At 69.9% G+C, this 22,179-nt stretch carries 25 protein-coding genes; 17 read left to right on the forward strand and 8 right to left on the reverse strand.

Annotated features, from left to right (window positions below):
- Positions 1-5: 5 nt before the first annotated feature.
- The 5 genes from ACFWVP_RS06625 to ACFWVP_RS06645 form a co-directional block, all read right to left on the reverse strand.
- Positions 6-530 carry a Pycsar system effector family protein gene (locus ACFWVP_RS06625; protein ID WP_384494142.1) on the reverse strand — a complete coding sequence of 175 codons (525 nt, stop codon included), beginning with the start codon at positions 528-530 and terminating at the stop codon, positions 6-8.
- On the reverse strand, positions 527-2,140 hold the full coding sequence (locus ACFWVP_RS06630) for a hypothetical protein (protein WP_384494144.1): 1,614 nt from the start codon (positions 2,138-2,140) through the stop codon (positions 527-529). Before ACFWVP_RS06630 ends, ACFWVP_RS06625 begins: the two co-directional genes overlap by 4 nt.
- 32 nt (positions 2,141-2,172) lie before the next feature.
- Complete coding sequence (locus ACFWVP_RS06635; RefSeq protein ID WP_384494146.1) at positions 2,173-4,416, reverse strand: hypothetical protein; 2,244 nt, start codon at positions 4,414-4,416, stop codon at positions 2,173-2,175.
- The gene (locus ACFWVP_RS06640; RefSeq protein ID WP_384494148.1) at positions 4,413-5,345 is read right to left on the reverse strand and encodes a hypothetical protein; all 933 of its coding nucleotides are present in this window, start codon (positions 5,343-5,345) and stop codon (positions 4,413-4,415) included. The genes ACFWVP_RS06635 and ACFWVP_RS06640 overlap by 4 nt, the downstream gene beginning before the upstream one ends.
- 143 nt (positions 5,346-5,488) lie before the next feature.
- Positions 5,489-6,205: a Crp/Fnr family transcriptional regulator gene (locus ACFWVP_RS06645; protein WP_384494150.1), complete on the reverse strand. Its 717-nt coding sequence runs from the start codon at positions 6,203-6,205 to the stop codon at positions 5,489-5,491.
- A gap of 457 nt (positions 6,206-6,662) precedes the next feature.
- On the opposite strand from ACFWVP_RS06645, the gene rpsL reads away from it, so the two are divergent.
- The 4 genes from rpsL (at position 6,663) to tuf (ending at position 11,027) form a co-directional block, all read left to right on the forward strand.
- Positions 6,663-7,034: a 30S ribosomal protein S12 gene (rpsL, locus tag ACFWVP_RS06650; protein ID WP_003948652.1), complete on the forward strand. Its 372-nt coding sequence runs from the start codon at positions 6,663-6,665 to the stop codon at positions 7,032-7,034.
- 2 nt (positions 7,035-7,036) lie between these two features.
- Positions 7,037-7,507: a 30S ribosomal protein S7 gene (gene rpsG / locus ACFWVP_RS06655; protein WP_018101248.1), complete on the forward strand. Its 471-nt coding sequence runs from the start codon at positions 7,037-7,039 to the stop codon at positions 7,505-7,507.
- 38 nt (positions 7,508-7,545) lie between these two features.
- Positions 7,546-9,675, forward strand: coding sequence for an elongation factor G (gene fusA / locus ACFWVP_RS06660; protein ID WP_384494151.1), 2,130 nt, complete (start codon positions 7,546-7,548; stop codon positions 9,673-9,675).
- A 158-nt stretch (positions 9,676-9,833) separates the two neighbouring features.
- Positions 9,834-11,027, forward strand: a complete 1,194-nt coding sequence (gene tuf, locus ACFWVP_RS06665) for an elongation factor Tu (RefSeq protein WP_384494153.1) — start codon at positions 9,834-9,836, stop codon at positions 11,025-11,027.
- A 146-nt stretch (positions 11,028-11,173) separates the two neighbouring features.
- On the opposite strand, the gene ACFWVP_RS06670 is transcribed toward tuf, so the two are convergent.
- On the reverse strand, positions 11,174-11,914 hold the full coding sequence (locus tag ACFWVP_RS06670; RefSeq protein WP_384494155.1) for a S1 family peptidase: 741 nt from the start codon (positions 11,912-11,914) through the stop codon (positions 11,174-11,176).
- Between the two features lie 332 nt (positions 11,915-12,246).
- Positions 12,247-14,337: a PIG-L family deacetylase gene (locus ACFWVP_RS06675; RefSeq protein WP_384494157.1), complete on the reverse strand. Its 2,091-nt coding sequence runs from the start codon at positions 14,335-14,337 to the stop codon at positions 12,247-12,249.
- A gap of 157 nt (positions 14,338-14,494) precedes the next feature.
- Here ACFWVP_RS06675 and ACFWVP_RS06680 point away from each other — a divergent pair, with 157 nt between their 5' ends.
- Together ACFWVP_RS06680 and ACFWVP_RS06685 are read left to right on the forward strand one after the other, a co-directional pair.
- Positions 14,495-14,914 carry a hypothetical protein gene (locus ACFWVP_RS06680; protein WP_384494159.1) on the forward strand — a complete coding sequence of 140 codons (420 nt, stop codon included), beginning with the start codon at positions 14,495-14,497 and terminating at the stop codon, positions 14,912-14,914.
- A 222-nt stretch (positions 14,915-15,136) separates the two neighbouring features.
- Positions 15,137-15,796 carry a DUF6461 domain-containing protein gene (locus ACFWVP_RS06685; protein ID WP_384494160.1) on the forward strand — a complete coding sequence of 220 codons (660 nt, stop codon included), beginning with the start codon at positions 15,137-15,139 and terminating at the stop codon, positions 15,794-15,796.
- On the opposite strand, the gene ACFWVP_RS06690 is transcribed toward ACFWVP_RS06685, so the two are convergent.
- On the reverse strand, positions 15,783-16,028 hold the full coding sequence (locus ACFWVP_RS06690) for a hypothetical protein (RefSeq protein WP_384494162.1): 246 nt from the start codon (positions 16,026-16,028) through the stop codon (positions 15,783-15,785). The genes ACFWVP_RS06685 and ACFWVP_RS06690 overlap by 14 nt on opposite strands.
- An 823-nt stretch (positions 16,029-16,851) precedes the next feature.
- On the opposite strand from ACFWVP_RS06690, the gene rpsJ reads away from it, so the two are divergent.
- Genes rpsJ through rpsQ form a run of 11 tightly spaced genes read left to right on the forward strand, consistent with a single transcriptional unit; the run spans position 16,852 to position 22,140 of the window.
- Positions 16,852-17,160 (forward strand): 30S ribosomal protein S10, encoded by a 309-nt coding sequence (rpsJ, locus tag ACFWVP_RS06695; RefSeq protein WP_003948644.1) that lies wholly within the window; start codon positions 16,852-16,854, stop codon positions 17,158-17,160.
- Between the two features lie 14 nt (positions 17,161-17,174).
- Positions 17,175-17,819, forward strand: coding sequence for a 50S ribosomal protein L3 (rplC, locus tag ACFWVP_RS06700; protein ID WP_014154591.1), 645 nt, complete (start codon positions 17,175-17,177; stop codon positions 17,817-17,819).
- Between the two features lie 4 nt (positions 17,820-17,823).
- Complete coding sequence (gene rplD, locus ACFWVP_RS06705) at positions 17,824-18,474, forward strand: 50S ribosomal protein L4 (protein WP_361889986.1); 651 nt, start codon at positions 17,824-17,826, stop codon at positions 18,472-18,474.
- Entirely contained in the window at positions 18,474-18,812 is a 339-nt protein-coding gene (gene rplW / locus ACFWVP_RS06710; protein WP_031096361.1) for a 50S ribosomal protein L23, read from the forward strand. The genes rplD and rplW overlap by 1 nt, the downstream gene beginning before the upstream one ends.
- A gap of 38 nt (positions 18,813-18,850) precedes the next feature.
- Positions 18,851-19,687 carry a 50S ribosomal protein L2 gene (rplB, locus tag ACFWVP_RS06715; protein ID WP_056796589.1) on the forward strand — a complete coding sequence of 279 codons (837 nt, stop codon included), beginning with the start codon at positions 18,851-18,853 and terminating at the stop codon, positions 19,685-19,687.
- 12 nt (positions 19,688-19,699) lie between these two features.
- Complete coding sequence (gene rpsS, locus ACFWVP_RS06720; protein ID WP_023539342.1) at positions 19,700-19,981, forward strand: 30S ribosomal protein S19; 282 nt, start codon at positions 19,700-19,702, stop codon at positions 19,979-19,981.
- A gap of 42 nt (positions 19,982-20,023) precedes the next feature.
- Positions 20,024-20,371 carry a 50S ribosomal protein L22 gene (gene rplV / locus ACFWVP_RS06725; RefSeq protein ID WP_026290933.1) on the forward strand — a complete coding sequence of 116 codons (348 nt, stop codon included), beginning with the start codon at positions 20,024-20,026 and terminating at the stop codon, positions 20,369-20,371.
- Positions 20,371-21,207 carry a 30S ribosomal protein S3 gene (gene rpsC / locus ACFWVP_RS06730; protein ID WP_327115670.1) on the forward strand — a complete coding sequence of 279 codons (837 nt, stop codon included), beginning with the start codon at positions 20,371-20,373 and terminating at the stop codon, positions 21,205-21,207. Before rplV ends, rpsC begins: the two co-directional genes overlap by 1 nt.
- 5 nt (positions 21,208-21,212) lie before the next feature.
- A complete protein-coding gene (gene rplP, locus ACFWVP_RS06735) occupies positions 21,213-21,632 on the forward strand; it encodes a 50S ribosomal protein L16 (protein WP_014047785.1) in 420 nt (139 codons plus the stop codon).
- Complete coding sequence (rpmC, locus tag ACFWVP_RS06740) at positions 21,632-21,856, forward strand: 50S ribosomal protein L29 (RefSeq protein ID WP_124716937.1); 225 nt, start codon at positions 21,632-21,634, stop codon at positions 21,854-21,856. The genes rplP and rpmC overlap by 1 nt, the downstream gene beginning before the upstream one ends.
- Complete coding sequence (gene rpsQ / locus ACFWVP_RS06745) at positions 21,856-22,140, forward strand: 30S ribosomal protein S17 (RefSeq protein WP_031096375.1); 285 nt, start codon at positions 21,856-21,858, stop codon at positions 22,138-22,140. The genes rpmC and rpsQ overlap by 1 nt, the downstream gene beginning before the upstream one ends.
- The last annotated feature ends 39 nt before the right edge of the window (positions 22,141-22,179 follow it).

A 22,179-nucleotide genomic window follows, 5' to 3' on the forward strand; every position in this document is an offset into this window, starting at 1 on the left:
GCGGCTCAGCCCAGAAGCCCCGCGACCGGGAAGAAGAAGGTGCTGAGGAAGAAGGCGGCCAGACCGATCCGTATCCAGCGGTGCTTGTCCGCGACGATGCGGCTGGTCTCCGCCAGCGAGACGAGCAGGGCGTCGGCCGGGGAGCGGGCCGTGTCGGCCAGTGCCCGTGCGAGCAGGCCCTGCGAGGAGGCCCGTCGGGTGTCGGCGAAGTAGGTCAGCGGCTGTCCCGGCACCCAGGTACTCGGCCGGTAGCGCGGCAGGATCGCCATGAGGAGGGACAGCAGGGCCAGCGCCACACAGCAGGCCCCGGCCCACCACAGCACGCCGCTGAGTCCGCTCAGGTCCCACGGACGCCAGCGCCTGGCCGACAGGAATCCGCTGAGGACGCCCACCGTCACCCCGAGCGCCCCTGCGAGCACCGCGGCTTTGCTGTCAGCGCGCGCGATCTCGCTGCGGGCGTCGGTGAGCAGCCGGCCGGCAACCTCCAGGGAGGCCGCCTCCGAGGGGGCAGGGGCCGGGTCGGCGGTCATGACGGCCCGCCTTCCAGGCCCGTGGCGGAAGGCTCGTCCTGGGGCTCGGCAGCCTCGCTCCGCGACGGTGGTGCGCCCTGCGACGGTGGTGCGCCCTGCCACGGGCCGGTGCCCTGCAGCGGCCCGGCGGCGTGCGCCGGGCCGGCGAAGGGCACGGCGGGCATCGGGGGCGGTCCGGCCGTCGGCACGGTGGGCGCGACGGGAGGCCGCGGGGGCGGGAAACCGTACGGCGGTGGCACGGCAGGCCCCGGCGACGCCGCGACCGCGGGGCCGTAGGACGGCTGCCGGTCCGGAGCCGGTGCGTAGGCCGGAGCCGGTGCGTAGGCAGGGGGCGGTACGTACCCGTCGAACGGCGCGGCCGGGTGGACCGCCGCACCCCCGGCCGGGGGGTGGAATCCGGCCACCGGTGGCGTGGTGGCGGGCTGCCCGGGAACGATCCCGCTCAGCGACGGCGCGGGGGGGACGGGATCCTCGGGTACGGCGTCCGCCGGTGGGAGCGAGGCCGGCGGGACCGGGCTCGGCACGGTGTCGGCCACTCCCGGCAACCGCTGCGCGAGGATCTCGGTGACCGTCCTGAGCGCGAGCTCCTTCGGCCCGTCGAGCTCGAACGCCTCCGCGTGCTTGCCGCCTAGCAGCTCCGAGACCAGCTCCTTCTGCTGCTGGATCAGCCGCAGCTGGTCGTCGCGCATGGACTGCATCACCAGCCGGGAGTCCTCCGGGTGTTCGGAGAGGTGGAGCGCCCAGGCGTGCACCCCGCCGTGCTGGAGGTGGTAGGCGTAGAAATTGATCTTCTGTGCCTGGAGGGCCTGGAGCTCCAGGTCCTGGCGGCCCGCGAGCAGCGCGTGCTGGTGCTGGAGTGCCTGCTGCTGCATGGCCAGTTCGTGCTGCTGCCGCTGGTGTTCGAGGGCCCTGCCCGTGAGGAGCTGGTCCTGCTGCCGGGAGCGGCGGTCGACCTCCAGATCGATGTCCATGCCACGCCGGGCGATGAGGACCTGCTCCGCACTCTGGTGCTCGATGGCCTGCTTGCGCCTCTCGTGGGCGATGTTGTCGTCGTCCCGGCGCACCCGCACGGTCCAGGTGACCAGGAGTCCGGCCGTCGCCCCCAGCTGCCCGCGCGCCTCCACCGCCCGCAGCACCGCCTGTTCGGCCTCGGCGCTGCGATGGACGGGGAACGCCCGGGTGACCGGCCGTGCGGCCTGCTGCAGTTCGCCCAGCAGGAGTTCGGGGACGTGGCGGTGGCCGCTCCTGACGAAGACGTCCGGCTCCAGCACCTGCCAGGACAGGTCGACCGCCACGCCGAACTCGAACGCGTCGTTGTCGCTGGGCAGGGCCAGCTCCGTGCGCACCGGATGGATCCCCATGTCCACCTCGTAGACCGCGGTGTAGCGCCGGGTCGCCATGTCGGCGCGGAGGGGGCGGTGGGGCGGCAGGAAGGTGTCGTACTCACCCCTGGACGTGACGAACACCAGCGCGTGATCGACCTGGGTGACCGGCTTGCGGGTCACGTACTCGAAGCGCGTCAGCTGCCGCACGGTCAGCACCGGATCGGTCAGCCGCGTGTGGCGGTCGGCATTCTGCTGCCATTCGGGCGGACGGCGGAAGTCGGCCATCGGAACTCTTCTCCTTGACGGGTACGGCTGGTTCAGCCGGGATCGACGACGGCGAGCATCCGGCCCGCGACCGGCGGCGGTGTCGCACCGCCGTCCTCGGCGGGCATCGTGCGCAGCAGATGGGCGAGCCGCCTGCGGTCGGTCTCGGTCTCGGCGAGGTCGGACAGCAGGGCGGTCAGGGCCGCCTCCGCGCGGGGGAGGTGGTCCGCGGACCACGTCCACGTGCGCAGGACCGCGAGGGCGTCGTCCGTGTGGTGGCGGTCGCGGAGCGCGGCCGCCCACAGGTCCGTGAGGTCCCGGGCCTGCGGGGCGCGCACGGCGGACGCCTGGGCGTACCACTCCAGCAGCGGGGCCGGGGAGCCCGCCGGATCGTCGTCCTGGGGATGCGCGCAGGCGTACAGGAAGGCACGCAGGGCGAGATCGCGCAGGGCGGGTTCGTCGCCCAGCCAGCTCTCCATCTCGGCCAGCACCTGTCCGCCGGCCGGGGACAGCAGCAACAGGGCCACGGACGAGGAGAGTTCGTCGATCTCCTCGGCGAGCCTGTCGGTGTCGCCGCCGCGTCCGTCACCCGCCGCGAAGTGCGTACAGGCAGCGGAGCGCAGGGCGAGCAGGGCTTGAGCCGGGTGGGCGGGGCCGATCAGGGCATAGGCGCGGATCGCTGTCCAGCGTTCCCTGCGGTCACCCCCCGTGCACCAGCTGCCCAGGATCCGCAGGACGTTGGGCGCCCCGAGGAAGTGGGCCAGGGTGAGCGCGTTGACCGCGACGAGTCGCTGACGGTAACGACGCGACGTGGCCCAGCGGGTGATGACGAGGGCCATCGCCGACGGCAGGTCCGCCGCGGCGAGCACGGCCGCGGTCGAGGCGGCACGGGTCCGTACGAGGGGGCGCCCGTCGTCCGCGAGCCGGTCCAGCCAGGCCACCAGGGCCGGGCGGGCGGACGGGTGGCCGGTCCACACCTCGCGCAGCAGGACGAGCGCGGTGCGGTCGTCGCGGTACCGGGCCTTGCGCTGGGCGACCGGACCCCATTCGGTCATCTCGTTCTCCTCGTACCGCTCGGCGCGCGCCCGGTTCAGCCGTCCGCCCGCCGCATTGCCGAAGACCGGCACGAGGGGTGACTTCGAGGGGTCTTCGGTCTTCTGGAGCAGCGCGTACAGCGCATCGCTCAGCTCGGCGGTCAGGGCGTACGGCGCCTCGTCGAACGCGGCGAGCGAGACGAGGAACGCCTTGTCGGAGAGCGAGGCCGACGGATCGCCGAACCACTCCTCGACCTGGCTCTCCAGAGCAGCGAGCGAGAAGTGCTCCAGCTCGTGCCCCGCGGCCCGGCCGGTCGCGACGCGGGCCAGCAGCCGGGCGAAGGCCGCCACCTCGCGCAACTGGTGGCCGCGGTCCAGGAACTCCTTGACGGAACGGTGCTCCAGCAGCGCTGCGGCCTCCGCTCCGAGACCGGCGGGGCCGTCGGGCCGGGCCGTCAGATGGGCCTCCAGGACGGCACGCGACCGCGGCGGCCGCCAGTGCGCGACGGACACGTCCTCCAGTGCCGCGGCCGGGTCGACGGTGATCACCAGATAGGCGTCCTGCTCGACGAGCCTGTCCCGCAGCGCCAGCAGGTGCGTATCGCGCAGGGGCAGGTCACGCCGGAGCGCGAGGTCGCAGAGCACATGGCCTCGGGCGCCGTCGAGCAGCCCGGGCAGCGCCGCGGGGGTGGTGTCGCGGTCCAGAGCGCGTACGGGGGTGGCGCCCAGACGGTTCAGGAGCATCAGGGCGGCGGTACGACGGCCGGTGAAGTGCTGCCCGGAAAGCACCAGGACGCGTTCCGTCCGCAGCCGCTCCACGAGCCCGGTGAACACCGACCCGTCCCCACCGGGTACGAAGAGGGCCGCCGTCCGGTCCAGGCTGTCCTGCGGGACCAGGCCGGAGGTGTGCGCGTCGCTGGACACCCCGAGCTGGTAGATCTCGGTCTTGCTGCCCATGATCACGTCGCCGACGACGTGGCCCCCGCTGACGCCGTGCTGGTCGCGGCCGCTCAGCCCGCCCTCGAAGCGCGCCGAGGCGCCGACCATGATGCCGGGGCTGTGGGCGTAGAGGTCGCGGCGCGCGCTCCAGGCGTCCTGCGGCTGTTCCGCCTCCTCCTCCGGGGCGTCGGGAGCGGGGGAGGGCGCGCCGTCCCCGGCCTTCGGTGCCTCGGACGCGTCGGCAGCGCCGCCCGACGCCGCCCCGGGGGCGCCGGTGGCACCGTCCGGCCCGTGGCCCGTCGGTGCGGGCGGATCCTGGCTCATCGGAGGGCACCGCCGTCCACGGGGCCGTCCGTGTCGACGGCGCGGGGGCCGCGGACGTCCGCCGGGCGGCCGTCGCCGGTACCACCGAGCACGACATCCCCCGAGACGTTCCCGCCGCTCACCCCGTGCAGGTCACGCCCGGCCAGCCCGCCACCGAAGGAGGGCGCGCCGCCGTGGAAGTGGAACACGGCCCCGCCCGCCGTCCCGGACGCCGGATCGCCGGAGGGGCCCCCGTCCGTCCCCTCCGGCGACCCGCCGTCGGCGCCCCCGCGCCCCGCTCCCCCCGCGGCGGAGGTGTCGCCCCCGTGCGCCGCCTCCGCCCTTCCGGCCGCGTCGGTGTCCCCGTACGCCGACGCGGCCGTTCCCGCCCCTGGCACCGCGCCGTGCAGCCAGGCCTTCATCGGGCCGTTCTTGCCGGCCACGGTGACGGGGCGGAACTCTTCCGGCACGATGCCGGGATGGCCGTGCCGCACGATCCCGCGGTGCACGTCCTCGGACACGCACAGCGCCAGATCGCCCGTGCGCTCCCGCAGGGCGGCCCGCAACACGTCGCCGTCCAGCAGCCGGCAGGCGTGGTTCAGGTCGGAGCCCACCCAGCCGTCCCGCCCGTCGACGGCGACGTACCCCGTGGCGAGTACGGCCCGCAGCCGGATCTGGGCGCTGCTCGACGCCAACCGGTTGACCCCGCGCAGCTGCACGGGGGTCTCGGTCAGCAGCGCCCGCAGCAGCGCGGCCACCGAGGCGTTCGCGTCGATCAGTTCCATGACCGCGTCGCCCCGGTCGGCGCGGATCCGCCGGCCCTCCTCGATCCCGGCCGCCGTGAGTGTGCGGTCGGCGATGTCGTAGAGCATGCGCCGCAGGTAGTTCTGCTCGATGTCGTCACGGTCGCTGAAGCGCTCGATGTCGAACAGCAGGATGGTGCGGCTCACGGGATCGGTCATGGCTGCCTTTCGGGGATCTGCGAGTGGCAGCAGCCTGGGCCCGCCGGGCCCGGACCGGTGAGGGCAGATGACCCACTGGAAGTGTGACCGTGTGCACATACGGTCAGGAGCGGGCCGGGCGCAGGCCCGGGTCAGCCCGCGGGGTCCTGGGCCCGGGCGATCCGGCGCAGCACGTCGGGCCGCAGGATCAGCAGGGTCCGCCGGCCGGTCGACACCACCTGCCGGGCCCGCAGATCCCTGAGCAGCCGCTGCACCATCTCCCGGGACGCCCCGACGGAACCGGCCAGCTCCTGCTTGCTCAGCGGCACGGTGAGCTCGATGCCCTCCTCGGTGCGGACGCCATGGGTGCGAGCCAGATCGAGCAGCAGTACGGCGAACCGTTCCCGTACGGTCAGCGAGGCGAATTCCAGCCTGCGGCGGTCGGCAGCCCTGGTGCGGTCGGAAGTCAGCCCGAGGAGGGTGAAGGCCGCGGCGGGGGACCGGGACAGGTACTCCTTGAAGAGGTCGTGCTCCACGGCCACGGCCTCCACCGGCTCCAGCGCCGTGACGGTGGCCGATCTCGCGCGGCCGGTCAGTGCCGACGACTCCCCGACGATGTCGCCGGGGCCGCGCAGGGCCAGCAGCGCCTCGTAGCCGTTCGCCGCGGACGCGGTGACCTTGGTCCAGCCCTCGGTGATCAGCAGGACGTGGGAGGACGGCTCCTGCTGGTGGATGAGCGCCGACCTCGTCCCGAAGCGGAGCCTTCCGCCGAGCGCGAGGAGCGCGGCGCGGTCCGCCCGCTCCAGCCTGGCGAGAAAGGGGACGCGGTCGTCCAGTCCGTGGCCCCCCGGCGGTTCGAGCATGGTCATCGTGCCCCCCTGCGCATCACGCGCTGACCGTCCCGCCCGGCGCGGACGGCCCGTCCCGGGCCCGGCCCCTCCCGCTGTCGCGGTGGCCGCTCCGGTGGCCCGCCCGCCGACGCGGCGGGCAGGTCAAACTACTGGCAGTGAACGCCGCCCGCCGGGAGAAAGCCGGATCTGGCCCGCGGCAGCTCGCCACAGCGCGCCCCGGGCCCGCGTGGGCCGCGCTCCCGGGCATTTGTTTTGACCCAGCTCCGTGAGGTAGGTACGCTCAAGCCTTGTGCCTGGGGTGTGCCTGGGCTCGGGTGCGTGTCCTCAACCGCATGGCGAGTCCGTAAGTGGCCACCGCAATCTGCGCTTCTTCTGCCTCAGGGCAGGAGCTTGCAGTGTTCGACACACCCGACCGCGTGGGTCGGTGAGTGTTCCAGGTTAGTTTCACGAACGGCACACAGAAACCGGAGAAGTAGTGCCTACGATCCAGCAGCTGGTCCGGAAGGGCCGGCAGGACAAGGTCGAGAAGAACAAGACGCCCGCGCTCGAGGGTTCGCCCCAGCGTCGTGGCGTCTGCACGCGCGTGTTCACGACTACCCCGAAGAAGCCGAACTCGGCGCTCCGTAAGGTCGCGCGTGTGCGTCTGACCTCCGGTATCGAGGTCACGGCCTACATCCCGGGTGAGGGGCACAACCTGCAGGAGCACTCCATCGTGCTCGTGCGTGGTGGCCGTGTGAAGGACCTGCCGGGTGTTCGTTACAAGATCATCCGCGGTTCGCTCGACACCCAGGGTGTCAAGAACCGCAAGCAGGCCCGCAGCCGCTACGGCGCCAAGAAGGAGAAGTAAGAATGCCTCGTAAGGGCCCCGCCCCGAAGCGCCCGGTCATCATCGACCCGGTCTACAGCTCTCCTCTTGTCACCTCGCTGATCAACAAGATCCTCCTCGACGGCAAGCGTTCCACCGCCGAGCGGATCGTGTACGGCGCCATGGAAGGCCTCCGCGAGAAGACCGGCGCCGACCCGGTCATCACGCTGAAGCGCGCGCTTGAGAACGTCAAGCCCTCGCTCGAGGTCAAGTCCCGCCGTGTCGGTGGCGCCACCTACCAGGTGCCGATCGAGGTCAAGCCCGGTCGCGCCGCCACCCTCGCTCTCCGCTGGGTCGTCGGTTACTCCCGCGCCCGTCGCGAGAAGACCATGACCGAGCGCCTCATGAACGAGCTGCTCGACGCCTCCAACGGTCTTGGCGCTGCTGTCAAGAAGCGCGAGGACACCCACAAGATGGCCGAGTCGAACAAGGCCTTCGCGCACTACCGCTGGTAGTCGCTTACCCCATCGAGACCGAGAGAAGATTGAGCCTTATGGCCACCACTTCGCTTGACCTGGCCAAGGTCCGCAACATTGGGATCATGGCCCACATCGACGCGGGCAAGACGACCACCACCGAGCGGATCCTCTTCTACACCGGCGTCTCGTACAAGATCGGTGAAGTCCACGACGGCGCAGCCACGATGGACTGGATGGAGCAGGAGCAGGAGCGCGGCATCACGATCACGTCCGCCGCGACGACCTGTCACTGGCCGCTCAATGATGTTGACCACACCATCAACATCATCGACACCCCGGGTCACGTCGACTTCACCGTCGAGGTGGAGCGTTCGCTCCGCGTCCTCGACGGTGCCGTCACCGTGTTCGACGGTGTGGCGGGTGTCGAGCCCCAGTCCGAGACTGTCTGGCGTCAGGCGGACCGCTACGGCGTGCCGCGTATCTGCTTCGTCAACAAGCTCGACCGCACGGGTGCAGACTTCCTCCGTTGCGTCGACATGATCGTCCAGCGCCTCGGCGCGGTCCCGATCGTCATGCAGCTCCCCATCGGTGCGGAGGCAGACTTCCGCGGCGTCGTCGACCTCGTGACGATGAAGGCCTTCGTGTACCCCGAAGAGGCCGTCAAGGGCGAGATGTACGACACCGTCGAGATCCCGGACAACCTCAAGGAGGCCGCCGAGGAATGGCGCGGCAAGCTCCTCGAGGCCGTCTCGGAGAACGACGATGACATGATGGAGCTGTACCTGGAGGGCGTCGAGCCCACCCAGGACCAGCTCTACGAGGCGATCCGTCGGATCACCCTCGCGTCCAAGGGCAGCGCCGACTCCGTCACCGTCACCCCGGTGTTCTGTGGCACCGCGTTCAAGAACAAGGGCGTTCAGCCCCTGCTCGACGCGGTCGTCCGCTACCTGCCTTCTCCCCTGGACGTCGAGGCCATCGAAGGCCACGACGTCAAGGACCCGGAGAAGGTCGTCCAGCGGAAGCCCTCGGACGACGAGCCGTTCTCCGGTCTGGCGTTCAAGATCGCGAGCGACCCGCACCTCGGCAAGCTCACCTTCGTCCGGATCTACTCCGGTCGCCTCGAGGCCGGCACCGCGGTGCTGAACTCGGTCAAGGGCAAGAAGGAGCGCATCGGGAAGATCTACCGCATGCACGCGAACAAGCGTGAGGAGATCCCCTCGGTGGGCGCCGGTGACATCGTCGCCGTCATGGGCCTGAAGCAGACCACCACCGGTGAGACGCTGTGTGACGACAAGCAGCCGGTGATCCTGGAGTCCATGGACTTCCCGGCGCCGGTCATCCAGGTCGCCATCGAGCCCAAGTCCAAGGGTGACCAGGAGAAGCTGGGTGTCGCCATCCAGCGCCTCTCGGAGGAGGACCCCTCCTTCCAGGTGCACTCGGACGAGGAGACCGGCCAGACCATCATCGGTGGTATGGGCGAGCTCCACCTCGAGGTGCTCGTCGACCGCATGAAGCGCGAGTTCCGCGTCGAGGCGAACGTCGGCAAGCCCCAGGTCGCGTACCGCGAGACGATCCGCAAGACCGTCGAGCGCATCGACTACACGCACAAGAAGCAGACTGGTGGTACCGGCCAGTTCGCGAAGGTGCAGATCGCCCTCGAGCCCATCGAGGGTGGCGACGCCTCCTACGAGTTCGTCAACAAGGTCACCGGTGGCCGCATCCCCCGTGAGTACATTCCCTCGGTGGACGCGGGTGCTCAGGAAGCCATGCAGTTCGGCATCCTGGCCGGTTACGAGATGGTCGGCGTCCGCGTCACCCTTCTCGACGGTGGTTACCACGAGGTCGACTCCTCGGAGCTCGCCTTCAAGATCGCCGGTTCGCAGGCGTTCAAGGAGGGTGCCCGCAAGGCGTCCCCCGTGCTCCTCGAGCCGATGATGGCCGTCGAGGTCACCACGCCCGAGGACTACATGGGCGATGTCATCGGCGACCTCAACTCCCGCCGTGGCCAGATCCAGGCCATGGAGGAGCGCAGCGGCGCTCGCGTCGTGAAGGGCCTCGTGCCTCTCTCGGAGATGTTCGGCTACGTCGGAGACCTCCGCAGCAAGACCTCGGGTCGCGCAAGCTACTCGATGCAGTTCGACTCCTACGCCGAGGTTCCGCGGAACGTCGCCGAGGAGATCATCGCGAAGGCCAAGGGCGAGTAACTCTTCCGAGTTCACGCTTTAGGCTTGTCACCGGAGTCCGGCCGGGCATTCGCCGCAGCGCGTAAGCGACGTGGTGAATGCCCCCGGCACCGGCATTCCAGCAAAGATCACCTGGCGCCGATGAAGCAAGGCGTACAGAACCACTCAGGAGGACCCCAGTGGCGAAGGCAAAGTTCGAGCGGACTAAGCCGCACGTCAACATCGGCACCATCGGTCACATCGACCACGGTAAGACGACCCTCACGGCCGCCATTACCAAGGTGCTGCACGACGCTTTCCCGGACCTGAACGAGGCCTCGGCCTTCGACCAGATCGACAAGGCTCCCGAAGAGCGCCAGCGCGGTATCACGATCTCGATCGCGCACGTCGAGTACCAGACGGAGTCGCGTCACTACGCGCACGTCGACTGCCCGGGTCACGCCGACTACATCAAGAACATGATCACGGGTGCGGCGCAGATGGACGGCGCCATCCTCGTGGTCGCCGCCACCGACGGCCCGATGCCGCAGACCAAGGAGCACGTGCTCCTGGCCCGCCAGGTCGGCGTTCCGTACATCGTCGTCGCCCTGAACAAGGCCGACATGGTGGACGACGAGGAGATCCTGGAGCTCGTCGAGCTCGAGGTTCGTGAGCTCCTCTCCGAGTACGAGTTCCCGGGCGACGACCTTCCGGTCGTCAAGGTGTCGGCGCTCAAGGCCCTCGAGGGCGACGCCGAGTGGGGCCAGACCGTTCTCGACCTGATGAAGGCCGTCGACGAGTCCATCCCGCAGCCCGAGCGTGACGTCGAGAAGCCGTTCCTCATGCCCATCGAGGACGTCTTCACGATCACCGGTCGCGGTACGGTCGTCACCGGCCGCATCGAGCGTGGTGTCCTGAAGGTCAACGAGACCGTCGACATCGTCGGTATCAAGACCGAGAAGACCACCACCACGGTCACCGGCATCGAGATGTTCCGCAAGCTGCTCGACGAGGGCCAGGCCGGTGAGAACGTCGGTCTGCTTCTTCGTGGCATCAAGCGCGAGGACGTCGAGCGCGGCCAGGTCATCATCAAGCCGGGTTCGGTCACGCCGCACACCGACTTCCAGGCCCAGGCCTACATCCTGTCGAAGGACGAGGGTGGCCGTCACACCCCCTTCTTCAACAACTACCGCCCGCAGTTCTACTTCCGTACCACGGACGTGACGGGCGTTGTGACCCTCCCCGAGGGCACCGAGATGGTCATGCCGGGTGACAACACCCTCATGGACGTCGCGCTGATCCAGCCGGTCGCCATGGAAGAGGGCCTGAAGTTCGCCATCCGTGAGGGTGGCCGGACCGTGGGCGCCGGCCAGGTCACCAAGATCATCAAGTAGTTCCTGCTTGATCGTCTGACCTGGTAGCTCCGCACAGAGCACCAAGAAGGGCCCCGTACCTCTCGCGAGAGAGGTACGGGGCCCTTCGGTGTGTGCGGGGCCGAGCCCAATGGCCGCAGGGCCGCCGGACCGCAGGGCCCCCGGGCTCAGACGCCCGCGACCGACCGGATCCAGGAGCGGTACGCCGTGACGTTCGTGTACGCGGTCGTGGTCTGCCGGTCGCTGGTCGAGGCGACCCCGACCTGGACGCCGCCCGCCGTCATCGGGCCGCCCGAGTCGCCGCCGGCGGTGATGCCGTTGCCGCGGCGGGCGCAGATCGCCGAGCCCCCGTACGCGTCGGTGCAGCCGCCGCTCACCGTCACGTCGGCGACCTTCAGATAGCGGGACTGGCAGTTGGCCTCGGAGCCGCACTGCGAGGTGGCGCCCCACCCCCACACCTGGACGCTCTGCCCGACGCGTACGGTGCCGGGCTGCCCGAGCGGGGAGTAGGTCCCCTGCACGGAGCGGTCCAGACGCACCAGCGCCAGGTCCGAGCCGTGGGTGTAGGTCTGGACGCCGTTGGCCACGGTGCCGCCGCTGTGCTGGTCGAGACTGCCGATGCGGAACGACAGGCCGCCGCCGGTGACGCAGTGCTTCGCCGTGAGGATCCAGGTCGGCGCGATGATCGTCGCCGAACACGTCTCCCTGCCGTTGGAGAAGAGGCGGGCGGCCCACGGGGCGTTCTGCGCGTACCCGCCGCCGATGATGGGCTGTACGGCGGCCCGGGTCGACGCGGTCGCCACCTGAGACGCCGTGGACGCCTCCGACGCCGAGACGGTGGGGCTGAGCAGGGCGAGGACGGAGACCGCCACGGCGGAGACGGCGGGGACCAACCTGGCTATTCGCATGCTTCCTCGTTTCGCGGGACACGACGGGGGCGTGTCTGTGGGGGGTCGAGAGGCTTCGACGGACCCAGGGTTCCGGAGAACGACGTTGGCGGGTACCTGACATTCGGCCATGTCGCGGCGTTATGCCCTCCCGCACGCCTTGGACACCCCGCACGCCTGGTACACCCCGCACGCCTCGCACGCCTCGCACGCCTCGCACGCCTCGCACGCCCCGTTGGTCACGTAAGGCTGGAACAGTTGCTCGCAGACCGGCGTGACCGCACGAGGCGTGCTGCTGCCCCGCGGGAAGGCGGAGCGGGCCGACGGAGCGGCCGGCGGGCCGGCGATACGACCTAAGGACGCCAGAGCCAGGGCAGCGCGTCCGTACCCAGCCCCACCACCGCCGCGCGCCCCGCCTCACCGACGTGGAGCGCCGGCCCGTCCAGGGCCACCGGGCCCCGGGACCGTACGAGGACGCCCTCAGCGGTACGGAGCTGGAGCAGCCCCTCGCCGGTACGGCCGAGCAGCACCGGGCCCCGCGGTGACGCGGCGGCCGTGACCGGTCCGTACCCGTCGAAGCCGGGCAGCTCCGCCGCGGTGCCCGCGTGTACAGCGGTCAGCCGGGGCCCGGCCTCGGCGCGGTGGAACAGCTCCACGGACCCGTCGGCGGCGGCCAGGGCGGCCGGGGGAGTGCCCGGCACCGGACCCGCGTCGACCTGCGTCCGGGCGGTCAGCTCCTCGCCCGGGCCGTCCTGCGTCCAGTGGTGCACCGCGTGGTGGCCGGCCCCGTACACATGGACCCTCCCCTCGGCGTCCACCACGGCGCTGAACCCGTCCTGTACCTCGCCGCCACCCGTGTCCCGCCACCCGCCCCACCGGCCGTCACCCTCCCGTACCCGGGTGCTGAGGCCCTTCTCCGCGTTGCGTACGAAGAGGTGGACCCGGTCGTCGGGAGCCGTGACGGCGACGGGCACACCTATGCGCCGCCCCTGGTCGCGGCCGGGGGAGGGGTTGCCGAGACCGCGCCAGGGGAGGAAGCCGCCGCCCGGCGCGGTCTGTTCCAGCACCACGATCTCGCGCTCGTTGTCGCCGCCGTGCCCGCCGAGCGCGGCGAAGCGGAGCCCGAACAGGAGCAGCCGGCCGTCGGCCGCGGCCGCCGTGCCCAGCGCCGGGGCGAGCGGGCCGCCGCCGAGGTCGTGCGGCGGCCCCCAGACGCCGCTGCCCGGTTCCGTCTCGCGCCACCGTGCCACCCGCAGCCCCAGCACCGCGTACGCTGCCAGCCGCCCGTCGGACTCGGCGGCCACGGCCACCCGGGCGCCCGGGTAGCGGTGGTGGGTGGACCGGACCCACCCCTTCCTGTTGGTCAGCGGACGGTCGCCGCCCACGTTGTAGTCGCCGCACCCCGCCGCGTTCCCGCACTCCCAGTCCGGCGAGCCGCCGTACGGCACGAGGTGCGCGGCCTTCGTCTCCAGGACACCGGGCGGCAGGTTCTTGGGCCAGTGCCGGCTGTAGTACCCGCGGTAGGCGGTGGTGACGAAGCCCGGCACGTCCCCGCCGGTCGCCGTGGTCCGGGCCACCCAGCGGATCATCGCCGCCCAGGCGAAACACGCGGCCGCGGTGTGGTCGGCGTGGTCCGAGTAACCCCGCTGCTCGCTGTCCGCGCGCCGGACGGCCTCGGTGCTGTGCTGGATGTCCGGATCGGGGTCCAGGGTGTGCACGACGGTCGGCCGGTGGCCCTCCAGCAGCCCGGCGAGGACGTCGACGAGCCCGTCGTACGTGTACGAACCCGCCCGGGTCAGCGGCGACCCGTCGGCGACGACCGTACGCAGCACGAGCCGCCGGTCCCGCCAGAGGCTGGGGAGCCCGAGGCGCTGGCGGCCGGTGTGCATGGCCGTGTTGAGGAAGACCAGCTCGACCCGTCGGGCCCCCGCGGTGAGGGTGTCGACCTCGGCGCGGTGGTCGCCGGCGAGTTCGGCGACGGACGTCTCCCAGGGTGTGAACCGGTCCAGGCCGAGCAGCGTCGCGTACGCCTGGCGCAGTCCCTGGTGGCGGGCGGAGGAGTAGGCGGCCTTGTCCGGTGCGGGGCGCGGAGCACCCGGGATCCTGTTGACGCCGTCGGCCTCGCCGGCCGTGAGGTAGACGCAGACCAGCGGCGTACCGGCGTCGACGGCCTGCCGGGTGTCCGGGTTCATGAAGTACAGGTCGTCGTCGGGGTGGGCGAGGATCTGCATCAGCAGAGCCCGCCGCCCGGTGCTGATCGGGAGGCCCGGCGCCGGGTTCGGGGGCGGATCGCTGCGCCGGGGCGGTGGTACGGAGCAGGCGGTGAGCGCCGAGCCCAGGGCGGTGGCCGTGAGCACGGCCCGCCGCCCCACGCCCGGTGCCGCCGCAAACCGTTTCCGGTCGACCCGCTCGCCGTTTCCGGGCAGGCCGGGCTGGTCCCTCATGCTGTACACGTCCGTCCGCTCCCCCCGCAGCGGATGGACACCCCATGGCGCCCGTGCCGCGCTCCCGCGAGGGGTCAGACGGCGATCAGGCCGTCCGGGTTGCCTGCACGGCGACGGTGGAGGCACCGGGCCACCCCGGGGTGGCTAGGCTCCGGTCATGACTGATCAGTGGTACGTCCTCATCGAGGAGGACACCCGGGTGACTCGGCAGGCAGACGGCGTCGATCTGAAGCTGCACCGCTGGTCACTGGTGGCCAGCCACCCCGTCAGCGGCACCCAGGCGCAGGCGCTGGCCGTGGCGGAGGACGCGGCCCTGCACTACATGCCGGCTGTCCTGGCACGCCATGCGCGACCGGGTGAGACCCCGGCCCGCAGTGCCTACCTCACCTCCGACGGCGCCTGGCTGGTCCTGCTCGAGCAGCACCACCGCGAGTGCCACATACGCGTGACCGCCGCCCGTCTCATACACACGCGGGAGGAGAAGCAGGCCCCGCCGAGAACACTCAAGGAAAAGGTCCGACACGCTCTGGACGCCCCTGAGCCCTCGGCGGCCCCGTGGGCGCCCAAAAGCTGGTGAAATGGGCTCCTCGGAAGCACAGCGGCGACGACGGCCCCGACTGCGTCGAGGTCGCGGGCCGCTGTCTGCACGGTGCACGTGCGCGATCCGGAGAACGTCCCGGGCCCGGAGCTTCACGCCCGCCGCATGGGCGGATTTCGCGGCGTACTCGTCCACGAACTGATCCGATTGACCGAAGATGCCAGGGTCCCCCGTTCCCCGGGGGCACGGAGGGAGGGCTCCATGACGAGCGGGCCGGAATGGGCCAGGAATCCCCACTCCGCGATGTGGTGCGTGACCCTCACTCACGGGATCACGCCGGAAGACGTACTGGACAGGTACGGGGCCGACGCCCGAACCGCCCAACTCCTCACGGAACAGCAGGCGGTTGAGCTGCTTGACCGTGACGCGCCGGACGCTTCGGTGCTGTGTGCCGGGGCGCTGGGCGACTGGTCCTTCTGCTCCGAAAGCCTCGGGGTCATGGGTGCGATGCCAGGACCCCTGTCCGAGCTGTCCAAGGGCACGGAGACGTTCAGCGTCCTGAGGGGCGGGGACGGCATGAACGTCTTCGCCCACTGGCGTGGCGGGCGGCGCATCGAGCAGTTCGAGCCGGGCAACACCCACACGGAGCCGGCCCCGCCGCACCCTTGGTGGGATGCGATTCAGCAGCGCATCGACTCGTCGGGCGGCGAGTACACCGGCCTGGTTCCGGTGCTGGAAGCGATAGCCCAGTACACCGGGAAAACACTCGACACCCGCGTCCTCGGCGGTCCGCTGCTCACCCTGCGGCTCGAAGAGAGCCACAGGACGCCCGACCCCCCGCGTACGCAGCCTTCCCCCGTCCTCCCGTCAACTCCGGGGCGGGCCCTTGGGCGGCTGCTGGGTGCCCTCAGACCTCGGTGAACAGTTCCTCGGCCTCGGCCACCGCGAGAGCCCGGACCAGCCACTCGTCGAGCACACCGGTGTCGGTGCAGCCGTGGACGCGGTCGCTGACTTCCCGGCTGACGGAGACACCCCGACGTTCGAGGACCCTCACGACGGCTTCGGCCAAGCCTTCGGCCTTGCCTTCGGCCCTGCCCTCGGCGCGCAGTCGCTGCGAGGTCTCCGAACGGAAGAATGAGAGGTCGACGGCCATGAGGTCCCTCCAGATCTGGGCGGCCGGGGTCTTTCCCAGGCCGAGTTCGGTGAGTTCGCCGAATGCCCCGGACGCTAAACCCGGATCGCCCCTGGCATATGCCGAAGGCGATCCGGTTCACTCGGAGCGGGGGCATGTCGAACCTCTGTAGGCCGAATACGGCGCGCTGCGGTCGGAACCGAGCGGTGAGCGGCCCGGCCCTCGTGGCGGTACGCCTCACCGAGGCCCGTACGAACCTGTGGGGGCGGGCAGGAGCGGTGAGCCCGGCCGGCGGGGACGCGGTGGGTCCGGCGTCCGAACGGGACGCCGCCGCACAGCAGTTGCTCCGGATGCCGGCCGAGAGCGTGGCCCGCGACCGGCAGGTGCGGGTCAGGTGTGGCGCCGGTGGCGGGCGGGTGTCCGGCCGGGGGTGCGGGGCCTCGAAGCGCGCCCGCGTTTGACCGCTCCCTCGTGAGGGGTAAGATCCTCCACCCGATTGGCCAGGCTCACGCCCCGTATGGCACACTAGCCAGGTTGCTCGGTTGAGTGTCAATGCTGCGCGCCTCCCGCCGGGAGGACCGGAAGCGAGTCCCACAGTACTCGTCGGCCCCATGCGGGCCGGACGTACGGGAATCTTCCGGGAAGCGTCAGTGGGGTACCGACCAGGCACCCGGTGGGGTTTCACCCCCGGCAGCGCGGTTTCGGCCCGCACCCCCTTGGTTGGGATTTCCCTCGGGAAATCTTCGTAGAGGGGATGCGACACGCCCGACCGCGTGGGTCGGAGGTGGGGTTACGAGAACTCCCGGGTTCCAGAGCGTTATGAGAGACAGGACTACTAGTAGCCATGGCGGGACAGAAGATCCGCATCCGGCTCAAGGCCTACGACCACGAGGTCATCGATTCCTCGGCGAAGAAGATCGTCGAGACGGTGACGCGCACTGGTGCGTCGGTCGCGGGCCCGGTGCCGCTGCCCACTGAGAAGAACGTGTACTGCGTCATCAAGTCGCCGCACAAGTACAAGGACTCTCGCGAGCACTTCGAGATGCGCACGCACAAGCGCCTCATCGACATTCTCGACCCCACGCCGAAGACGGTTGACTCGCTGATGCGCCTCGACCTGCCGGCCGGCGTCGACATCGAGATCAAGCTCTGAGGGGACGGGCCGAGATGAGCAAGAACATCAAGGGCGTCCTGGGCGAGAAGCTCGGCATGACCCAGGTCTGGGACGAGAACAACCGGGTTGTCCCGGTGACCGTCGTCAAGGCCGGGCCGTGCGTCGTGACGCAGGTTCGTACGAACGACAGCGACGGCTACGAGTCGGTCCAGATCGCCTTCGGCGAGATCGACCCGCGCAAGGTGAACAAGCCCCTCAAGGGCCACTTCGCCAAGGCCGACGTCACCCCGCGCCGCCACCTGGTGGAGCTCCGCACCCCTGACGCCAGCGAGTACACGCTGGGCCAGGAGGTCACTGCCGAGGTGTTCGAGTCCGGCGTCAAGGTTGACGTCACGGGCAAGAGCAAGGGCAAGGGCTTCGCCGGTGTCATGAAGCGTCACAACTTCAAGGGCCTCGGCGCCGGTCACGGCGTCCAGCGCAAGCACCGTTCCCCCGGTTCGATCGGTGGCTGCGCCACCCCTGGGCGTGTCTTCAAGGGCATGCGCATGGCCGGCCGGATGGGCAACGAGCGCGTCACCACCCAGAACCTGACCATCCACGCGGTTGACGCGGAGAAGGGTCTGCTGCTCATCAAGGGCGCAGTCCCCGGTCCGAACGGCGGCCTCGTCCTGGTCCGTACCGCGGCCAAGGGGGCTTGAGGTAATGAGCACCATTGACATCCTTTCGCCGGCAGGCGACAAGGCCGGTACCGTCGAGCTCCCCGCGGAGATCTTCGACGCGAAGACCAGCGTTCCGCTGATCCACCAGGTCGTTGTCGCACAGCTGGCAGCTGCCCGTCAGGGCACGCACAAGACCAAGCGTCGCGGCGAAGTCCGTGGTGGTGGCCGCAAGCCTTACCGCCAGAAGGGCACCGGCCGCGCCCGCCAGGGTTCGACCCGCGCGCCGCAGTTCGCAGGCGGTGGCGTCGTCCACGGCCCGCAGCCGCGCGACTACTCGCAGCGCACCCCGAAGAAGATGAAGGCCGCCGCTCTGCGCGGTGCCCTCTCCGACCGGGCGCGTCACTCCCGTATCCACGTCGTCACCGGCGTGGTCGAGGGTGGAGTTTCCACGAAGGCCGCCAAGACGCTGTTCGGCAAGATCTCGGAGCGCGCCAACCTGCTCCTGGTCGTCGACCGCGCCGACGAGGCCGCGTGGCTGTCCGCACGCAACCTGCCCCAGGTGCACATCCTGGAGCCGGGCCAGCTGAACACGTACGACGTGATCGTCTCTGACGACGTGGTCTTCACCCAGGCCGCTTTCGAGTCCTTCGTGTCTGGCCCCCAGACCGCTGAGACCGAAGGGAGCGACGCCTGATGAGCGAGGCGACCGTTACCAGCTCGACCATCACGAGCAAGACCTACTCGGACCCGCGCGACGTTCTCGTCAAGCCGGTCGTGTCCGAGAAGAGCTACGCGCTGCTCGACGAGAACAAGTACACGTTCATCGTCGCGCCCGGCTCCAACAAGACCCAGATCAAGCAGGCCGTGGAAGCGGTCTTCTCGGTCAAGGTCACCGGGGTCAACACGATCAACCGGCAGGGCAAGCGCAAGCGGACCAAGACCGGCTTCGGCAAGCGCGCTGACACCAAGCGCGCCATCGTGACCCTCGCCGAGGGCGACCGTATCGACATCTTCGGCGGCCCGACCTCCTAACGGAGTCGAGTCGTCCGGAATCGGACGAGGACTGAGAAATGGGTATCCGCAAGTACAAGCCGACGACCCCGGGCCGTCGTGGCTCCAGCGTCGCCGACTTTGTCGAGATCACGCGGTCCACGCCGGAGAAGTCGCTGGTCCGCCCCCTGCACAGCAAGGGCGGCCGTAACAACGCCGGTCGTGTGACCGTTCGCCACCAGGGTGGTGGCCACAAGCGCGCCTACCGTGTGATCGACTTCCGTCGTCACGACAAGGACGGCGTGCCGGCCAAGGTCGCGCACATCGAGTACGACCCGAACCGCACCGCGCGCATCGCGCTGCTGCACTACGCGGACGGCGAGAAGCGTTACATCGTCGCCCCCCGTGGTCTGTCGCAGGGTGACCGCGTCGAGAACGGTCCGACCGCAGACATCAAGCCGGGCAACAACCTGGCGCTGCGCAACATCCCGGTCGGTACGACCATCCACGCCATCGAGCTGCGGCCCGGCGGCGGCGCGAAGTTCGCCCGTTCCGCGGGTGCCTCCGTGCAGCTGCTGGCGAAGGAGGGCACGATGGCCCACCTTCGTATGCCTTCCGGAGAGATCCGGCTGGTCGACGCCCGCTGCCGCGCCACCATCGGTGAGGTCGGCAACGCCGAGCAGTCGAACATCAACTGGGGCAAGGCCGGCCGCATGCGCTGGAAGGGCGTCCGCCCGACCGTCCGCGGTGTCGCGATGAACCCGGTCGACCACCCGCACGGTGGTGGTGAAGGCAAGACCTCCGGTGGACGTCACCCGGTCTCGCCGTGGGGTCAGAAGGAAGGTCGTACTCGCTCGCCGAAGAAGGCATCGAGCAAGTACATCGTCCGCCGCCGCAAGACGAACAAGAAGCGCTAGGAGCGGGTTTAGATGCCGCGCAGTCTCAAGAAGGGGCCCTTCGTCGACGGCCACCTCATCAAGAAGGTGGACGTACAGAACGAGGCAGGCACCAAGAACGTCATCAAGACCTGGTCCCGTCGCTCGATGATCATCCCGGCCATGCTGGGTCACACCATCGCGGTGCACAACGGCAAGATCCACGTCCCGGTGTTCGTCACCGAGTCGATGGTCGGCCACAAGCTCGGCGAGTTCTCGCCGACTCGCACCTTCCGCGGCCACGTCAAGGACGACCGGAAGTCGAAGCGCCGCTAGCGCGGGGTGGAAACGACTATGACTCACACCGAAGGGACAACCATGGAAGCCAGGGCCCAGGCGCGGTACATCCGCGTCACGCCCATGAAGGCCCGCCGAGTGGTGGACCTCATCCGTGGCATGGATGCCACGGAGGCTCAGGCGGTCCTGCGTTTCGCCCCGCAGGCCGCGAGCGTGCCGGTTGGCAAGGTGCTCGACAGCGCCATCGCCAACGCTGCACACAACTACGACCACCCTGACGCCTCTTCGCTGGTCATCAGCGAGGCGTACGTGGACGAGGGCCCGACCCTGAAGCGGTTCCGTCCGCGTGCTCAGGGCCGTGCCTACCGGATCCGTAAGCGGACCAGCCACATCACCGTGGTCGTCAGCAGCAAGGAAGGAACCCGGTAATGGGCCAGAAGGTTAACCCGCATGGGTTCCGGCTCGGCATTACCACGGACTTCAAGTCCCGTTGGTACGCCGACAAGCTGTACAAGGACTACGTCAAGGAAGACGTCGCCATTCGTCGCATGATGACGAAGGGCATGGAGCGTGCCGGTATCTCGAAGGTTGAGATCGAGCGCACCCGCGACCGCGTCCGTGTCGACATCCACACCGCCCGCCCGGGCATCGTCATCGGCCGCCGTGGCGCCGAGGCCGACCGCATCCGTGGCGAGCTGGAGAAGCTGACCGGCAAGCAGGTCCAGCTGAACATCCTCGAGGTCAAGAACCCCGAGGTCGACGCTCAGCTGGTGGCCCAGGCCGTCGCCGAGCAGCTCTCCTCCCGCGTCTCCTTCCGTCGTGCCATGCGTAAGAGCATGCAGAGCACGATGAAGGCCGGCGCCAAGGGCATCAAGATCCAGTGCGGTGGCCGCCTCGGTGGCGCCGAGATGTCCCGCTCGGAGTTCTACCGCGAGGGCCGCGTGCCCCTGCACACGCTCCGTGCGAACGTCGACTACGGCTTCTTCGAGGCCAAGACGACCTTCGGCCGCATCGGCGTGAAGGTCTGGATCTACAAGGGCGACGTCAAGAACATCGCCGAGGTTCGCGCCGAGAACGCCGCGGCCCGCGCCGGTAACCGTCCGGCTCGTGGCGGCACTGACCGCCCGGCCGGCCGCGGTGGCCGTGGTGGCGAGCGTGGCGGCCGCGGCCGCAAGCCGCAGCAGTCCGCGCCGGCAGCGGAGGCCCCCAAGGCCGACGCTCCCGCCGCCGCTGCTCCGGCTGAGAGCACCGGAACGGAGGCCTGACCGAAATGCTGATCCCCCGTAGGGTCAAGCACCGCAAGCAGCACCACCCGAAGCGCAGCGGTATGTCCAAGGGTGGCACGCAGGTTGCGTTCGGCGAGTACGGCATCCAGGCGCTGACCCCGGCGTACGTGACGAACCGCCAGATCGAGGCAGCTCGTATCGCGATGACCCGCCACATCAAGCGTGGCGGCAAGGTCTGGATCAACATTTATCCGGACCGTCCCCTGACGAAGAAGCCGGCCGAGACCCGCATGGGTTCCGGTAAGGGTTCTCCCGAGTGGTGGATCGCGAACGTCAAGCCCGGACGGGTGATGTTCGAGCTGTCCTACCCGAACGAGAAGATTGCTCGTGAGGCGCTCACCCGCGCTGCTCACAAGCTTCCGATGAAGTGCCGGATCGTTCGGCGCGAGGCAGGTGAGTCGTGATGTCGGCCGGTACCAAGGCGTCCGAGCTGCGCGAACTGGGCGGCGAGGAGCTCCTCAACAAGCTCCGCGAGGCCAAGGAAGAGCTGTTCAACCTCCGCTTCCAGGCGGCGACGGGCCAGCTCGAGAACCACGGTCGGCTCAAGTCCGTCCGTAAGGACATCGCCCGGATCTACACCCTGATGCGTGAGCGCGAGCTGGGCATCGAGACGGTGGAGAGCGCCTGATGAGCGAGAAGACTGTGACTGAGACCAACACTGACCGCGGTTTCCGCAAGACCCGTGAGGGTCTCGTCGTCAGCGACAAGATGGACAAGACCGTCGTCGTCGCTGTCGAGGACCGCGTGAAGCACGCGCTGTACGGCAAGGTCATCCGCCGTACGAACAAGCTCAAGGCCCACGACGAGCAGAACGCTGCAGGCGTCGGCGACCGCGTCATCATCATGGAGACGCGTCCGCTGTCCGCCACGAAGCGCTGGCGCATCGTCGAGATCCTCGAGAAGGCCAAGTAATTCCTGAGGGGCATTCCCCGCAGGCAAGTTCCGCCAGGC

The organism is Streptomyces sp. NPDC058637 (genome assembly GCF_042717325.1).
Lineage (GTDB): Bacteria > Actinomycetota > Actinomycetes > Streptomycetales > Streptomycetaceae > Streptomyces.